The organism is Polynucleobacter sp. KF022, from assembly GCF_027924105.1.
Classification (GTDB): domain Bacteria; phylum Pseudomonadota; class Gammaproteobacteria; order Burkholderiales; family Burkholderiaceae; genus Polynucleobacter.
The window spans coordinates 552,591-567,585 of record NZ_AP026972.1 but is presented as its reverse complement, the minus strand read 5'-3'; the positions used below and the strand labels follow the sequence as shown (position 1 = coordinate 567,585).

The 14,995-nt window shown below is 46.0% G+C and carries 16 protein-coding genes; all 16 read right to left on the bottom strand.

What is annotated here, in order from left to right:
• Nucleotide 1: 1 nt before the first annotated feature.
• The 16 genes from PKF022_RS02975 to rpsB all read right to left on the bottom strand — a co-directional run bounded on the left by PKF022_RS02975 (nucleotide 2) and on the right by rpsB (nucleotide 14,964).
• On the bottom strand, nucleotides 2-826 hold the full coding sequence (locus tag PKF022_RS02975) for an RNA methyltransferase (RefSeq protein ID WP_281777163.1): 825 nt from the start codon (nucleotides 824-826) through the stop codon (nucleotides 2-4).
• 3 nt (nucleotides 827-829) lie between these two features.
• Nucleotides 830-1,423 carry a ribonuclease HII gene (rnhB, locus tag PKF022_RS02970; protein ID WP_281777162.1) on the bottom strand — a complete coding sequence of 198 codons (594 nt, stop codon included), beginning with the start codon at nucleotides 1,421-1,423 and terminating at the stop codon, nucleotides 830-832.
• Entirely contained in the window at nucleotides 1,420-2,676 is a 1,257-nt protein-coding gene (gene lpxB, locus PKF022_RS02965) for a lipid-A-disaccharide synthase (RefSeq protein ID WP_281777161.1), read from the bottom strand. Before lpxB ends, rnhB begins: the two co-directional genes overlap by 4 nt.
• Nucleotides 2,636-3,433, bottom strand: coding sequence for an acyl-ACP--UDP-N-acetylglucosamine O-acyltransferase (gene lpxA, locus PKF022_RS02960; RefSeq protein ID WP_281777160.1), 798 nt, complete (start codon nucleotides 3,431-3,433; stop codon nucleotides 2,636-2,638). Before lpxA ends, lpxB begins: the two co-directional genes overlap by 41 nt.
• Nucleotides 3,433-3,882: a 3-hydroxyacyl-ACP dehydratase FabZ gene (gene fabZ, locus PKF022_RS02955; RefSeq protein ID WP_068322521.1), complete on the bottom strand. Its 450-nt coding sequence runs from the start codon at nucleotides 3,880-3,882 to the stop codon at nucleotides 3,433-3,435. The genes lpxA and fabZ overlap by 1 nt, the downstream gene beginning before the upstream one ends.
• A gap of 46 nt (nucleotides 3,883-3,928) precedes the next feature.
• Nucleotides 3,929-4,996, bottom strand: coding sequence for a UDP-3-O-(3-hydroxymyristoyl)glucosamine N-acyltransferase (lpxD, locus tag PKF022_RS02950; protein WP_281777159.1), 1,068 nt, complete (start codon nucleotides 4,994-4,996; stop codon nucleotides 3,929-3,931).
• A 4-nt stretch (nucleotides 4,997-5,000) separates the two neighbouring features.
• Nucleotides 5,001-5,528, bottom strand: coding sequence for an OmpH family outer membrane protein (locus PKF022_RS02945; RefSeq protein ID WP_216231490.1), 528 nt, complete (start codon nucleotides 5,526-5,528; stop codon nucleotides 5,001-5,003).
• Between the two features lie 18 nt (nucleotides 5,529-5,546).
• Nucleotides 5,547-7,841 (bottom strand): outer membrane protein assembly factor BamA, encoded by a 2,295-nt coding sequence (bamA, locus tag PKF022_RS02940; RefSeq protein ID WP_281777460.1) that lies wholly within the window; start codon nucleotides 7,839-7,841, stop codon nucleotides 5,547-5,549.
• A 50-nt stretch (nucleotides 7,842-7,891) separates the two neighbouring features.
• Nucleotides 7,892-9,016: a site-2 protease family protein gene (locus tag PKF022_RS02935; protein WP_281777158.1), complete on the bottom strand. Its 1,125-nt coding sequence runs from the start codon at nucleotides 9,014-9,016 to the stop codon at nucleotides 7,892-7,894.
• The gene (gene ispC, locus PKF022_RS02930; protein ID WP_281777459.1) at nucleotides 9,013-10,203 is read right to left on the bottom strand and encodes a 1-deoxy-D-xylulose-5-phosphate reductoisomerase; all 1,191 of its coding nucleotides are present in this window, start codon (nucleotides 10,201-10,203) and stop codon (nucleotides 9,013-9,015) included. The genes PKF022_RS02935 and ispC overlap by 4 nt, the downstream gene beginning before the upstream one ends.
• A 5-nt stretch (nucleotides 10,204-10,208) precedes the next feature.
• Nucleotides 10,209-11,036: a phosphatidate cytidylyltransferase gene (locus tag PKF022_RS02925; RefSeq protein WP_281777157.1), complete on the bottom strand. Its 828-nt coding sequence runs from the start codon at nucleotides 11,034-11,036 to the stop codon at nucleotides 10,209-10,211.
• Between the two features lie 26 nt (nucleotides 11,037-11,062).
• Complete coding sequence (gene uppS / locus PKF022_RS02920; RefSeq protein ID WP_216231486.1) at nucleotides 11,063-11,836, bottom strand: polyprenyl diphosphate synthase; 774 nt, start codon at nucleotides 11,834-11,836, stop codon at nucleotides 11,063-11,065.
• 25 nt (nucleotides 11,837-11,861) lie between these two features.
• Nucleotides 11,862-12,422, bottom strand: a complete 561-nt coding sequence (gene frr, locus PKF022_RS02915) for a ribosome recycling factor (protein ID WP_216231485.1) — start codon at nucleotides 12,420-12,422, stop codon at nucleotides 11,862-11,864.
• 11 nt (nucleotides 12,423-12,433) lie between these two features.
• Entirely contained in the window at nucleotides 12,434-13,144 is a 711-nt protein-coding gene (pyrH, locus tag PKF022_RS02910; protein WP_216231484.1) for a UMP kinase, read from the bottom strand.
• A gap of 186 nt (nucleotides 13,145-13,330) precedes the next feature.
• A complete protein-coding gene (gene tsf / locus PKF022_RS02905) occupies nucleotides 13,331-14,215 on the bottom strand; it encodes a translation elongation factor Ts (protein WP_216214177.1) in 885 nt (294 codons plus the stop codon).
• Nucleotides 14,215-14,964 (bottom strand): 30S ribosomal protein S2, encoded by a 750-nt coding sequence (gene rpsB / locus PKF022_RS02900; protein ID WP_068322489.1) that lies wholly within the window; start codon nucleotides 14,962-14,964, stop codon nucleotides 14,215-14,217. The genes tsf and rpsB overlap by 1 nt, the downstream gene beginning before the upstream one ends.
• Nucleotides 14,965-14,995: the final 31 nt, after the last annotated feature.

The following is a 14,995-nucleotide window of genomic DNA, read 5'->3' as shown; positions in this document are numbered from 1 at the left end:
ACTAACTTCGTCTAACCCGCAACGTCTCAAATAAGCATACCGCTGCTGCCGTTGAGACATTGAGTGACTCTACCCTTGGATCAATTGGTATGGACACACCTTTAGCCTGAGCCAGCAGATCTTCTGAAACGCCCTGGCCTTCGCTACCCATCACCCAAGCCACCGGATGCAGTAGATCTTTTTTTAGGGAGTACAGGTCATGTTCAGCATCTGCTGTTGTTGCCAATAATTGCGCGGTTACAGCACTCAATACTTGCTGGTTAGACCAGCCTTCATATAAATCTAGCAATTTATGAGCGCCCATACCGGCACGCAATACCTTGGTAGACCATAAATGAGCGCAACCTGATAAAGCGATGACTTGTGTAAACCCAGCTGCAGCTGCAGTGCGCAATATTGAACCCACATTCCCAGCATCTTGCACTCGATCCAATATCACTACATCACCATCTAGCGTTGCAATAGATTGCGGTATTGCAAGAGTAGATTTTGGCAAATCAAGCAGACCGGCAATATGTGGTGCATTGACTAAATCCGATAGAAGATCCCAGAGAGCACTATCTAACTGAAATACTTTAGTGTCTGGACAAATCTCTAAATGCTCATAAACGGCTTGCGAGATCTCCACATTCTTCAAACCGATTTCTGAGGTTAGGAGAATTTTTAAGGCGGGATCACCCACCCAGGTCTGGACCAGGTGTATGCCTTGCAACAAAGCCTGCCCGCTTGCTAGTCTGGCCTTCTGCCCTTTAGAGCCGGTAGCTTGTAACAGGCGAATCTCTTTAAATAAAGGATTCTCTTTGGAGGTGATCTGATCAAAATTCATAACTTAGTTTGCAATAGATTCAAGAACTTTGCGCACTGGCGAAAAGCTTCGTCTATGTTGATCGCAAGCCCCATATTGCTTGAGAGCGGCAAAATGGGCTTCTGTTGGATACCCCATATGCTGCGCAAAGCCATATTCTGGATGGCGTTCATGCAAAGACATCATCTGACGATCACGCGTCACTTTTGCCACAATAGATGCAGCGGATATAGCTGGCTCCTTAGCATCACCCTTCACAATAGCTTCTGCAGCAATTGGCAATTCTGGGCAACGATTTCCATCGATTAATGCTTTATCAGGCCAGGCCCCTAAGCGGGTGGTGAGGTCTTCAATCGCCCTGCGCATTGCTAACATAGTAGCTTGCAAAATATTGATCTGATCAATCTCTAGCGGGCTGGCTTCGCCAACACCCCAGGCCTTTGCCTTTTCCATAATTTGCTCATAGAGATATTCGCGACGAGCGGCGGTTAATTTCTTGGAGTCTTTTAATCCTTCAATCGGATTATTGGGATCGAGCACTACAGCACCAGCCACTACAGCACCTACCAATGGTCCACGCCCAGCTTCATCTACACCGCAGACCCAAATTAGACTCATATACTTTTTTGTTTATTACGAGCGTTAGCAATCGTTTGCGCTACAGCTTGCGCAACCAATAAGCCCGTGGGGCGACGCAAAGTTTCATGCATGTGAACAAAGCGCTCCTTGAGCTCAGCCACTTTAACTGGGTGCTCTAACCAATCTTGCACAGCACTCGCTAATTTTTCAGGCGTTGCATCGTTCTGCAATAGTTCAGGCACAACAAATTCTTCGCAGAGAATATTTGGCAAACCCACATAAGGTAAATATCCTTGACGCTTCATGATTTGCGCAGTCAACCAAGGCACCTTATATGAAATGACCATGGGCTTTTTCCATAAAGCTGCTTGCAATGTGGCTGTGCCGCTGGCGATCAACACTACGTCGGATGCTTCCAAAACTTCGTCAGCCATGCCATCGAGCAAATCTATCTGGATATCTGGATTGATGTTCTTCGCTGCAAGCAAAAGCTGTTCAAGCGGTTCACGTAATCGTGGCGTTGCCACCGGAATCAAAAAGTGTAGTTTCTGACCCTTTAATCTCTTAGACAACAGCTGCATGGTTTCAAAAAAGACAGGAGCAATAAGCTCGATCTCGGACCCCCGGCTACCAGGAAGCACAGCAATCACAAGGCCATCGAGTGATGTTGCCTGGCGGCTCAGGAATTGACTGATCTTTTCTCTTGCTTTTTGGGTATTTGGCTCAAGCGGAATTTCGCTAGCCAATGGATGACCTACATAAGTCGAAGCCACACCTGCCTTGTCATAGATTTCAGTCTCGAAAGGGAAAATGCAGAGCATGCGCTCTACCGCCTGAGAGATCTTCTTGATACGTCCCGCTCTCCAAGCCCAAATCGACGGAGATACTAAATGCAAAGTCGGAATACCCGCTTTACGCAACTCAAACTCAACGCCTAAATTAAAGTCAGGCGCGTCAATTCCCAAATAAACATCTGGTCGACCTTCATGGAGAAGATTTTGAATGAGCTCCTTACGCAACTTCAGAATTGCCGGCAGTTGTTTGATAGCCTCAACATAACCACGCACACTCAAAGTTTCCATAGGCCAATCGGAACGCATGCCTTCAGCTTGCATACGAGGGCCACCAATGCCGTACATCTCAAGGCCGGACATATCCGGTATTTGATTTAGCGCACTAAGTGCTGGCGCAGCTAACAGATCACCAGAAGGTTCGCCAGCTACACAAGCTAACTTTGGCAAAGTAAATCCGTTACCGAATAATGCCGCGGGTAGAAGCGGCAATAAAGTCATGGAATTGAGCAAGCTTTTCCGCAGTAGCTGCGTCAGCTGCAGAAGCAACAACCATCTTCTGAATTTCTACTTTGGCATCTTCAAAGCTCAAGCCATCCTTATAGAGAATCTTGTACGCTTGGCGCAAGGCCGCAATCGTTTCGCTCGAGAAACCACGACGCTTTAAGCCCTCAACATTAATTCCATGAGGAGAAGCTTTATCTCCAGCAGCAATCACAAATGGAGGAATATCTTGGACTAAAGCGGAAGCGCCACCTAACATCGCATGCTGTCCAATTCGGACAAACTGATGCACGCCGGACATGCCACCCATAATGGCCCAGTCGTGTACTTGTACATGACCAGCAATTTGGGCATTACTTGAGAAGATGGTGTGATCACCAACTTGACAGTCATGAGCGATGTGCACATACGCCATGATCCAGTTGTCATTGCCAATGCGCGTAATGCCCTCATCTTGCGAGGTGCCAGTATGAATCGTAGTGAACTCACGAACGGTATTGCGGTCACCAATAATGAGTTGAGTGGGTTCGCCACGGTACTTCATATCTTGTGGTGGCCCACCGATTGCAGCAAAGTGTGCAAAATTATTCTCTTTTCCAATGGTTGTGTAACCCTCAATCACAGTATGAGAGCCAACCTTGGTGCCGGCACCAATTTTGACGTTAGGTCCAATGACAGAATAAGGGCCAACCTCAACATCACCGGCCAGCTCAGCCTTGCTGTCAACTACAGCAGATGCATGAATCCGAGTCATTACGCGCCTTTCGTACGTACCGCACAAGTGATATTTGCTTCTGCAGCAATCTCGCCATCTACAGTTGCCTTAACAGCAAACTTATAAATGCCAGCACGACCCCGCTCTAATGTGGCAGTCATAATCAATTGATCGCCAGGCAATACCGGTTTCTTGAAGCGCGCACCGTCAATACCTGCAAAGTAGTAGATTGCGTCCTCAGCACGCTCTTCAGAGAACGTTAACAAAGCGGCTGTTTGAGCCAAAGCTTCAATAATCAAAACTCCTGGCATTACTGGAAAGTCTGGGAAATGACCTTGGAAAAAAGGTTCATTCATAGTGACATTTTTTAATGCAGTAATACTTTCACGCGGGGAGATTTCTAGTACGCGGTCTACCAATAAAAATGGGTAGCGATGGGGTAGCAATTTCAGAATCTTATTGATATCGATTGCAATTGGTGTGCTCATATATAACCCGCTAAAAAGTAAATATTAATCTTAGATTCACAGAATCTTATGAGTCTGTGGTTTTGTTTTTATCCAGCAAACGCAAGCGTTGACGTATTTTATCGAGACCACGCAAAATAGCGGCATTTTTCTCCCAAGCACCGTGCAACATAGACGGATAAACACCTGTGAAATGCTGTCCTGGCTCTACGATAGAGCGAATGATCGAGGTGTTGCCTGAAACAGTGGTTCTATCCGCAATCGTTAAATGGCCAGCAAAGTTTGCGGCACCCCCAATGATGCAGAAGTTACCAATCTTGGTACTGCCGGAGATTGCCGCACATCCAGCGATTACACAGCAGCTACCAACAATCACGTTATGAGCTATTTGAACTTGATTATCAATCTTAGTGCCAGCGCCAATAACGGTATCGCTCATTGCACCACGATCAATTGTCGTTGATGCTCCAATCTCCACATCATTACCAATAACTACTCGTCCTGTTTGTGGAATCTTGACCCACTCTCCACCAGTAGCAGAAAAATCAGGGGCAAAACCAAAGCCATCAGCCCCAATGACTGCACCACTATGAATAATGCAGCGCTCGCCAATTTGACTATTGTGATAAATCGAAACAGATGGATAGATCAAGGTATCGCTTGCAATCACACTATCTTTAGCAATGCTGGTATTCCCCAAAATAGAAACACGCTCACCAAGCTTTACACCGGCACCAATTTGTACAAATGGGCCAATATGACATGAGGATGGAACGATCGCGGTAGCATCGACTACTGCACTCGGATGAATTCCAGGCGCATATTTCGGGCTACTAGCTTTTGCAAAGTGTTGAGCCATTCTTGCAAAAGTAGCGTAAGGATTTTTAGAAACAAAATAAACGCGCTTTGCCGAATTAACACTGGGATTAGCCTGCAAAAATTCCAGATCTGATTGATTAACAATCAAGGCACCTGCAGCACTCTCACTAGCCTGCTGCCGGTAAAGCGGATTTGATAAGAAGGAGATTTGGTCCGGCTGAGCTCGCTCCAATGGAGCGAGGCCGGTAAATTTGTGGGAGGCCTCCCCCACCAAGCTTGCTTGAAACTGTTCGGCCAGCTCGATGGCAGTAGGCATAAACTTACTTAAGACTATTTAAAACCTTGATGATGTCATCAGTAACATCAATTTTAGAATTAGCGTACGGAGGATCTTGGACAATGATGTCTAGCTTCTTCTGTTCGGCAACTTGCTTGAGTGCAATATTTGCTTTCTCAGCAATCTTGGCGCGCTCCTCAAAGTTTCTCTGATTGAGATCTTCTGTAAATTCACGTTGCTTGCGTTGTAACTCACGATCTTGGTCAGACAACTCGCGTTGACGACGAATGCGATCCGCCTCGCTCATCACAGCAGAATCACGATCCAGCTTTTCTGCTGCAGCTCTAATTTTTTCGGCTCCGTCTCTGATATCTGCTTGTCGCTTTGCAAAATCTTTTTCCAATCTAGCCTGGCTTTGTTTAGCAAGATTAGATTCATTAAAAACCTTCTCGACGTTAACCGCACCAATTCTTGTGCCTGCGTCTTGAGCAAATGCCTGAGTAAACGAAAGAGCCGCTACTGCAGCAACAATGCCAACTTGAATCCATTTGGAAGATTGATAAAACTTCATAAAACTTTCCTTAAACAATTAAAACGCAGTGCCCACTTGGAACTGTAAACGCTGGATATTATCCGTTGGTTGTGACTTATACGGAATACCGTAGCTGAACTTCAAAGGCCCGAGCGGTGATATCCATGATAAACCCATTCCATATGAGTATCTCAGAACTAAATTGATATTCTCCCCGAAGGCATTACCACCGTCGACGAAGGTAAATAGGCGCAATGTCTTATCTACCCCTGAACCCGGGACCGGGAAGGTGTACTCCACATTACTAACAATCTTGGATTGGCCACCGGTAGGCTGATAGGCCCCAATTGCCGTGTTGTAATACTGTGGGCCCAATGAGCCAGGTGAGTAACCACGGACCGATCCGATACCGCCAACGAAGTAGTTCTTAGTAATTGGGAATGGATTATTGCCGTACTGCTCCCCGTAACCCACCTCACCATTAAAGGACAGGATATTGCCCTTCGAGAAAGAGTGATATTTCTGATATTGGCCAAAAATTCGATAGAAAGTCATATTGCCAATCGGCGTACCAGCTTCGGCTGACAATTGCTCCAGCGAGCCCGTTGACGGGATGAGCGCGCTATCTCGTCCATCACGCGCCCAACCAACTGTGATTGGCACGTTATAAGTAGTTAGCGTAGCAGGGTAGCCAGGCGCTGCTATACCGTAGCTCTGGGCATAGCTTAGGTATGGCTGTGGAGTATTAATGGTTGTCTGAATTTGATACGCTTCAATTCCAGTGCCAAAAAAGACCCTATCCACCTCGGTATAAGGAACGCCAAATTTAATATTCGATCCAACCGACTTAATTTGATAATCCGGATCGCCTACGTAATAGAGCGGCTTAGATGATCGATAGAACAAGTCCGTATATCGACTAATTCCATCCTCAGTAAAGTAAGGATCGTAGTTAGATAAGGCCAAGCTTTGATTAATCTTGCCCAGAGAGAAATTCAATCCAACGGATGTGCCCGTACCGAACGCGTTATCTTGATTAATACCAGCAGATAAGATCAATTTTTCAGTTGAGGAAAAACCCGCGCCCAGAGTAATCGCACCAGTCGGCTTTTCAGTCACCTTCACGTTCACATCAACTTGGTCGGGAGAGCCAGGCACATCCTCGGTGGTGATATCTGTTTCGGTGAAGTACCCTAAGCGTCCTAAACGTTTTTTGGATAACTCGATCTTGTCACTATCAAACCATGAGCTTTCAAACTGACGCATTTCGCGACGAATGACCACATCGCGAGTTTTTGCATTGCCTGAAATAGCCACTTGACGCACATAGATGCGACGACCCGGATCGATAACTAGAGTGAGGTCAACCTCAGCAACCTCGCGACGAATATCAGGCTGTGGATTAATAGTTGCAAAGGCATAGCCATAGGAGCCCAAAATCTCAGCAACCGCTTTGGTGCTCTCCGTTAGGCGCGCAGAGGAATAAGTATCTCCGGGCTTCAAGGAGATCAGCTGCATTAACTCAGCATCCTTACCCAAGGTATCTCCTGCTAAACGTACATCTTTAACGGTGAATTTTTTACCCTCACGAATACTGATTGTGAGATAGATACCCTTTTTATCTGGCGTAATGGAGACCTGAGTTGACTCAATTACAAATTCTAGGTAACCACGATTTAAGTAGTAAGAGCGAATCGTCTCCAAGTCAGCAGTAAGCTTTTGCTTGGAATAAAGGTTATCTTTGCTGTACCAGGATAACCAACCACCTGTTTTTAGCTGCATCTCACTTTTTAAAGTGCTTTCGCTAAATACTTCATGTCCAATGATGTTAATTTCTTGAATTTTGGCAACGGGGCCTTCATCCACGTTGAAATACACTGCAACTTGGTTGCGCTCAATCGGCGTTACTGTAGCTACTACCTCGGCTGCGTACATGCCTTTGCCAACATACTGACGCTTAAGTTCTTGCTCAGCTTTATCAATCAAGGCTTTGTCGTAAAAGCGGGCTTCAGCCACGCCAACTGTTTTCAGTGATTTACGTACGTTCTCAGGATCAAACTCTTTCATGCCCGTAAATTCAATACGAGAAATCGTGGGGCGCTCCTCAACAATCACAATAAGAACATTACCTTGAGCTTGGATCTGCACATCCCTAAAAAAGCCAGTGCTATAAAGCGCCTTAATCGCCTCAGCACCCTTCTCTTCTGTAAAAGTGTCGCCAACTTGAACAGGTAAATAACTAAATACCGTACCCGGCTCTACACGCTGAAGACCCTCAACACGAATATCTTTCACTACAAAAGATTCAGCTGCCGAAACATTCAAGCTCAACCCTAGTGCAAAAAATACCAAGATATGGGTGATGAAACGGGCAAAAATACGGAAAGATGATGTCAGAGAATTCAAGGCGAAATATAGCGTTGTAAATCGTTAAACAATGCCAGTAATGACATAGAAATCAGCAAAATAAAGCCCAGTTTTTGGAGCTGTTCCTGCATTGATGTCGAAATCCGCTTACCGGCAACCAACTCCCATGCATCATACAGTAGCTGACCCCCATCAAGCATTGGAAAAGGGAGCAAATTTAGCAAACCAATACTAATGCTCATAAGCGCCAAAAAAGCTAAAAATGGCTGCCACCCCACCTGAACAGTCTTGCCTGCCATATCCGCGATACTGAGTGGTCCACCCAACTGCTTTAAGGAGGTATTTCCTGTAAATAAACCGATCATTAGCCTTGTAGAGACCTTGGTGATCACCCACACCCTTTGCGAGGCAAATACGACAGCATCAATTGGCCCTAATTTCAACTCTTGCCACTTTTCTAAAGGGGTGGCTACGGGTAGCAAGCCCAAGGACATCATAGGATCCTTATCCGGGCTAATTTTAGGTAAATCTTTGGCATAAAAAGCCTTGATGTATCGACCTCCAGCTGGACTTTGAAGTTCTAGCGCAAAACCATCCTCCCCAGTAATGGCATCCATCAGACTCCAGCGTAGAGCGTTCCAGCTGGCAACAGGCTCAAAATCACCAAAAAGGGGCACAGTATCAGCCTGAGATCCTAAATCCTGCCAACCGATCACTCGATCCCCTTCTGCAACCCCCAAATTTGCAGCTACGGAGTTTTCGGGAGGATTTTGCAAAACAGCAGGTAACTGAGGGGCACCTGTCAGGTAGATAAGGCCAAAGAAGACAACTGCCAGCAAGAAATTAGCAATAGGGCCGGCCGCCACAATTAAAGATCGCTGCCAAAGCGGCTTCTTGTCAAATGCTTGATGTTCTTCTTCAGGTGAAATACTTTGCTGGCGATCTCTTCCGTCAAGTAATTTCACATACCCACCCAGTGGAATTGAAGCCAACACCCATTCTGTTTTATTTTTCGCATGGTATGTATAGAGGGGCTTGCCAAAACCAATCGCAAAGCGAAGCACTCGAACACCACAACAGCGAGCTGCTAAAAAATGACCAAACTCATGAAAGCTAACCAATACCCCCAGGGTCAATAAAAAAGCCGCGAGAGTAATCATTGCTTACAAAGAATGTTCTTCACTACCGCTTGCGCCGCTTGACGCGCACTCGCATCAGCACCCAAGATTAACTCAAGAGAATCGGCATTCACTGTCGGAATAGCGCTTAATACTTCCTCCACTACAACCGGGATCTGCAAATACGGCAAGCCCTCATCCAAGAAAGCTGCCACTGCAATTTCATTTGCAGCATTGAGTACCGCCGGTCCTGTGCCACCCACTTTGGCAGCAGCAAATGCCAGTGAGAGACAGGGGAAGCGCTTCAAATCTGGTTCGGCAAAATTTAGGGCTGACAACTGCGTCAAACTCAGTGGTGCCACGCCTGCATCAATCCGCTCTGGCCACGCCAATCCATAGGCAATAGGGGTGCGCATATCTGGTTGACCTAATTGCGCCAACACGGAGCCATCACGATAACGAACCATCGAATGCACAACACTTTGCGGATGAATCAATACCTTGATTTGCTCCAAAGGCAAACCAAATAGCCAAAATGCCTCAATAACTTCGAGACCTTTATTCATCATCGTTGCAGAATCAACAGAAATTTTTCTACCCATTACCCAGTTAGGGTGGGCACAAGCTTGTTCAGGGGTGATGTTTGCCAGCTGCTCAAGAGGTGTATTTCTAAATGGTCCTCCAGAGGCGGTTAACCAAAGCTCTTCAACCCCGTGACGTGGATTTGGTTCTTTAGAAAATTGCTCAGGTAAGCATTGAAAGATGGCATTGTGCTCGCTATCAATCGGCAGAAGCTCACCACCGCCCTCCTTCATTGCCTGCATAAATAAATCGCCAGACATTACCAAGGCTTCTTTATTTGCGAGTAGCACTCTCTTTCCCGCTTTTGCTGCAGCCAATGCAGGAACCAAGCCAGCAGCGCCCACAATTGCAGCCATGACAGTATCGCAATTGGAATCAGTAACAGCATTCACTAAAGCTTGTGGTCCATACAAAACTTGAGTGTGAATATTTTTCTCAAGTAGAAGCTTGCTTAAGCGTGCCGCACCATCAGCATCAGCCACAACAGCAATAGCGGGCTTAAATTCAGAGCACTGTTGCGCTAGCAAATCGACCTGCTTGGCGGCGGTAAGTGCAGTCACTTTGAAGCGATCTGGATGCGCGCGAATCACATCTAGCGTATTAACACCGATAGATCCAGTTGAGCCTAGAATCGCAACGTGCTTGATCGACATCAAACAAATCCTGCTAAAAGTGCAGCAATTGGCATAGTTGGAATCAACGCATCTACTCGATCTAATACACCGCCATGCCCTGGCAACAAGTGACTGGAATCTTTTACTCCAGCTAAACGCTTAAGTTGAGACTCAAATAGGTCGCCAAAAATACTAAAGGCTGTTAACACCGTCACCATCAAGAACATGGGTATCCAACCAAAGCGAATTGCCCATGCACCAAACAGAGTAGACTCAAAGGAAAAGAAATACACACATGCAAACGCGTAAACATAGCAAAGTAATAAACCGCCAATAGCACCTTCAACAGACTTACCTGGACTAATTTGCACAGCAAGCCTGCGCTTACCAAAAGCCTTACCCACAAAGTAGGCACCAATATCAGCAACCCACACCAAAGCCATCATGCTTAACAAAAATACAAGGCCGAGTTCGCGCAAGAACACCAATGCAAACCAAGTCGCTGGTAACAAAATTAAACCGAGCACTACATAAAAAGGTCGCAGCTTTTGCAAAGAAAGATTCATGCCTTTGGCCAGCATAAATGGCGCAACAAAGAACCAGAATAGAACTGCTAGTAGTAATAAAGCAAACTGCCAGGAGGCGTTTTGCATGCCCAGCAAAAACAAAATAATGACAAGGCAAAATACGGCATATATCCAGGCAGAACGACTAGCCTCTGGGGCTAGCAAACGACTCCACTCCCAAGCAGCAGCCAATAAAACCAATAAGAAAAGGCCGCCAATATAAATTGGAGGAAGTAAAAATAAAGTTGGCAACAGTACCGCCATCAGAATAAGGGCGGTAATAACTCTGGTTTTTAGCATGGGAATGAGCTTAGCAATGGACTACATCAAACTGCATCGCTCATTGCTTGCGATGCAAGCTGAGCACTTGTGCGGCCAAAGCGGCGCTCGCGCTGACTAAACCAGTCAAACGCTTTATGTAATTCTTTCTCATCAAAATCAGGCCACAAGATATCCGTGAAATACAACTCGGTATAGGCTAGTTGCCACAACAAGAAATTACTGACACGTTGTTCGCCGCCAGTGCGAATAAATAAATCTGGCTCCGGCGCATAAGCCATCGAGAGATGTGGTTGAAGCAACTCTTCAGTCACCTGCTCTGGTTTTAAATTGGGATTAGCCGCAATACATTGACGCATGGCCTGCAAAATATCCCAGCGACCGCCGTAGTTTGCAGCAATCGTAAACGTGAGACTTTTACAGCCAGCAGTCTTTTTCTCAGAAAACTCAACCATCTCTTGAATAGCGGAATCAAAACGACTCAAGTCGCCAATTAATCGCAAGGCAATATCATTTTCAGCAAGACGAGATACTTCGCCCTTCAAAGATTTCAAAAACAGCTTCATTAAGAAGCCTACTTCTTCAGGAGGGCGGCGCCAGTTCTCAGAGCTAAATGCAAAGACCGTCAAATACTCAACGCCAAGTTTGCGACATTCTTGAACAATTTTACGAACAGCACCCAAGCCTTCTGAGTGCCCTGCAACACGCGGCATCATGCGCTTACTAGCCCAGCGCCCATTACCATCCATGATGATTGCTACATGGCGAGGTACGGCACTGACCTCTGGAATGGCTAGGGTTGAGCTGGAATGTTGAGTCATTAGAAACGAAGGTTCAATCCGGCACTTAAACCGTCATGATCTCTTTTTCCTTTTCAGCGATGATCTTGTCGATATCGACCACAGCTTTATCAGTCATCTTTTGAATATCGTCAGTAGCACGACGCTCATCATCCTCAGAAATTTCTTTATCTTTTGTTAAGCGCTTGAGGTGCTCATTGGCATCACGACGTAAGTTACGCACAGCAATCTTCGTATCTTCGCCTTCGCTCTTCACAACCTTGGTGAGTTCACGACGACGCTCTTCCGTCAAAGCAGGCATTGGTACGCGAATCACAGTGCCCTGGGATGCTGGATTTAAGCCCAGATCAGAATCACGAATTGCTTTTTCAATTGCAGCAACCATTGTTTTTTCAAAGGGTTGTACATTGATAGTACGGGCATCAGCCAAGCCCAAGCTGGCAACCTGACTTAATGGTGTTGGGTTACCGTAGTAATCCACATGAATGTGCTCCAGAATTCCTGGGTTAGCACGGCCAGAGCGAATCTTAGCTAAATTGGTTTTCAAAGCCTCAAGAGACTTTTCCATCTTTTGATTGGTATTGGTTTTAATTTCTGCTGCAGACATCAGGCCTCCTATTAAACGTGCACCAAAGTACCTTCAGGTTCACCCTGCACTACACGCATTAATGCGCCTGGCTTGAGAATTGAAAATACTTTGATTGGTAATTTGCGATCACGGCACAACGCAAATGCAGTTGCATCCATGACTTGTAGATTCTTGATTAACGCTTCATCAAACGTAATGGTTTTATATAAGGTAGCGGTTGGGTCTTTCACTGGATCTGCGCTGTAGATACCGTCTACCTTTGTTGCCTTAAGCATCACCTCAACACCCATCTCCGCACCGCGCAGAGCAGCAGCTGTGTCGGTAGTAAAGAATGGATTGCCAGTACCAGCAGCAAAGATCACGACTTTACCCTCACCCATTGCGCGAATTGCGCGTGGGCGAATATAAGGCTCAACAACTTGATCCATACGCAGAGCAGATTGCACGCGCGCCTCAACACCTTTTTGACGCAGAGCATCTTGTAATGCTAAAGAATTCATCATGGTCGCCAACATACCCATGTAATCAGCAGTGGCTCGATCCATGCCGGCAGCACCGCCTGCAACACCACGGAAAATATTTCCACCACCGATCACAATCGCCAGCTCTACCCCGCTATTTACTACCTCGGCGATTTCTTTGACCATGGAATCAATGGTGACTGGATTGATGCCGAAAGCATCGTCACCCATAAGGGCTTCACCAGATAGTTTTAGGAGGACTCGTTTGTAGGCTGGCATGTTTTTTATTTTCCGTAATTTGCTAAGCAATTAACTTACTTAGCTTATTGATCTTTAAGCGCTTTTTAATATCTCAGCCAAATTATAAAGGGCTTGGGAGGGACCAAAGAAAAGGGCACAGAAACTAAGGTTTCTGTGCCCATTTGGGTAATGCCGACTGGCTGGGGCAAGCCCCAAACTAGCTAATTAAGCAGTTGCTTTAGAGGCGGCAGCTACCTGTGCAGCAACTTCAGCTGCAAAGTCGTCTTGACGCTTCTCAATGCCCTCGCCTACAACAAACATGGTGAAACCCTTGATTGTTGTATTTGCAGCCTTGAGCATTTGCTCAACAGTTTGCTTGTCGTTTTTAACGAAAGTCTGGTTCAACAAAGAAACCTCTTTGAGGTACTTCTGAATAGAACCTTCAACCATCTTTTCAACAATTTCTGGTGGTTTGCCAGATTCAGCAGCTTTTTGAACAGCAACGCTACGCTCAACAGCAATTGCTTCGGCTGGAACGTCAGCCATAGACAAAGCTACTGGTTTCATTGCAGCAATATGCATCGCAACGTCTTTAGCAGCAGTGTCATCACCTTCGAACTCAACCACTACACCAATTCGTGTACCGTGGAGATAAGAAACCAACTTGTTGCTACCAGCAAAACGCTTGAAGCGACGTGGCATGATGTTCTCGCCGATCTTACCGATCAATGCGCTACGAACTTCATCAACAGTTTGACCATTCATTGGCAATGCCAACAAAGCAGCAACGTCAGCTGGGTTCTTTTCAGCAACCAACTTCACGCACGCATCTGTGAATGCCAAGAAGTCATCGTTCTTAGAAACGAAATCTGTTTCGCAGTTCACTTCTAACAATGCACCAGTAGTGCCATTGATAGAAGCAGCAACGATACCTTCGGCAGTTACGCGAGAAGCTGCTTTGCCAGCTTTGCTACCAAGCTTTACACGCAGAATTTCTTCTGCACGAGCCATATCACCATCAGCCTCAGTCAAAGCTTTTTTGCACTCCATCATCGGAGCATCAGTTTTGGCGCGTAATTCGCCAACCATCGCAGCGGTAATAGCGGCCATTATTCAGCATTCCCTTCTTCAACAAACTCTTCTTCACCTTCTTTAACTGCTGTCAAGATTTCTTGAACAGAGTTAGCTTTACCTTCGAGGATTGCGTCAGCAATGCCGCGTGCATAGAGGGTTACTGCTTTGCTTGAGTCATCGTTACCAGGGATGATGTAATCAACACCTTCTGGTGAGTGGTTGGTATCCACAACAGCGATTACTGGAATACCAAGCTTGTTAGCTTCGGTAATAGCAATCTTGTGATAGCCAACGTCCACAACGAAAATCGCATCAGGAACGCCGTTCAAATCTTTGATACCGCCAAGAGCTTTTTGCAATTTGTCGAGATCACGGTCGTTAGTCAAAGCTTCTTTCTTAGAAAGCTTTTCCCAGTCGCCAGCTTCTTTAGCAACTTCCATGTCTTTCAAACGCTTGAGGGAACCTTTAACAGTTTTGAAGTTAGTGAGCGTACCGCCCAACCAACGGCTGTCGATGTAAGGCATACCAGCACGAGCAGCTTCTTCAGCAATGATCTCGCGTGATTGACGCTTAGTACCAACAAATAAAATCGTGCCACGGTTAGCAGCAACTTGTTTTGCAAATTTCAGGGCGTCCTGAAACATTGGCAATGTTTTTTCCAAGTTGATGATGTGGATTTTGTTGCGATGACCGAAAATAAATGGGGCCATCTTTGGGGACCAGAAGCGAGTTTGGTGACCAAAATGGCAACCGGCTTCCAGCATTTGACGCATAGTTACTGACATAACTTCTCCTAAGGGTTGGTTCTAAAGTTGA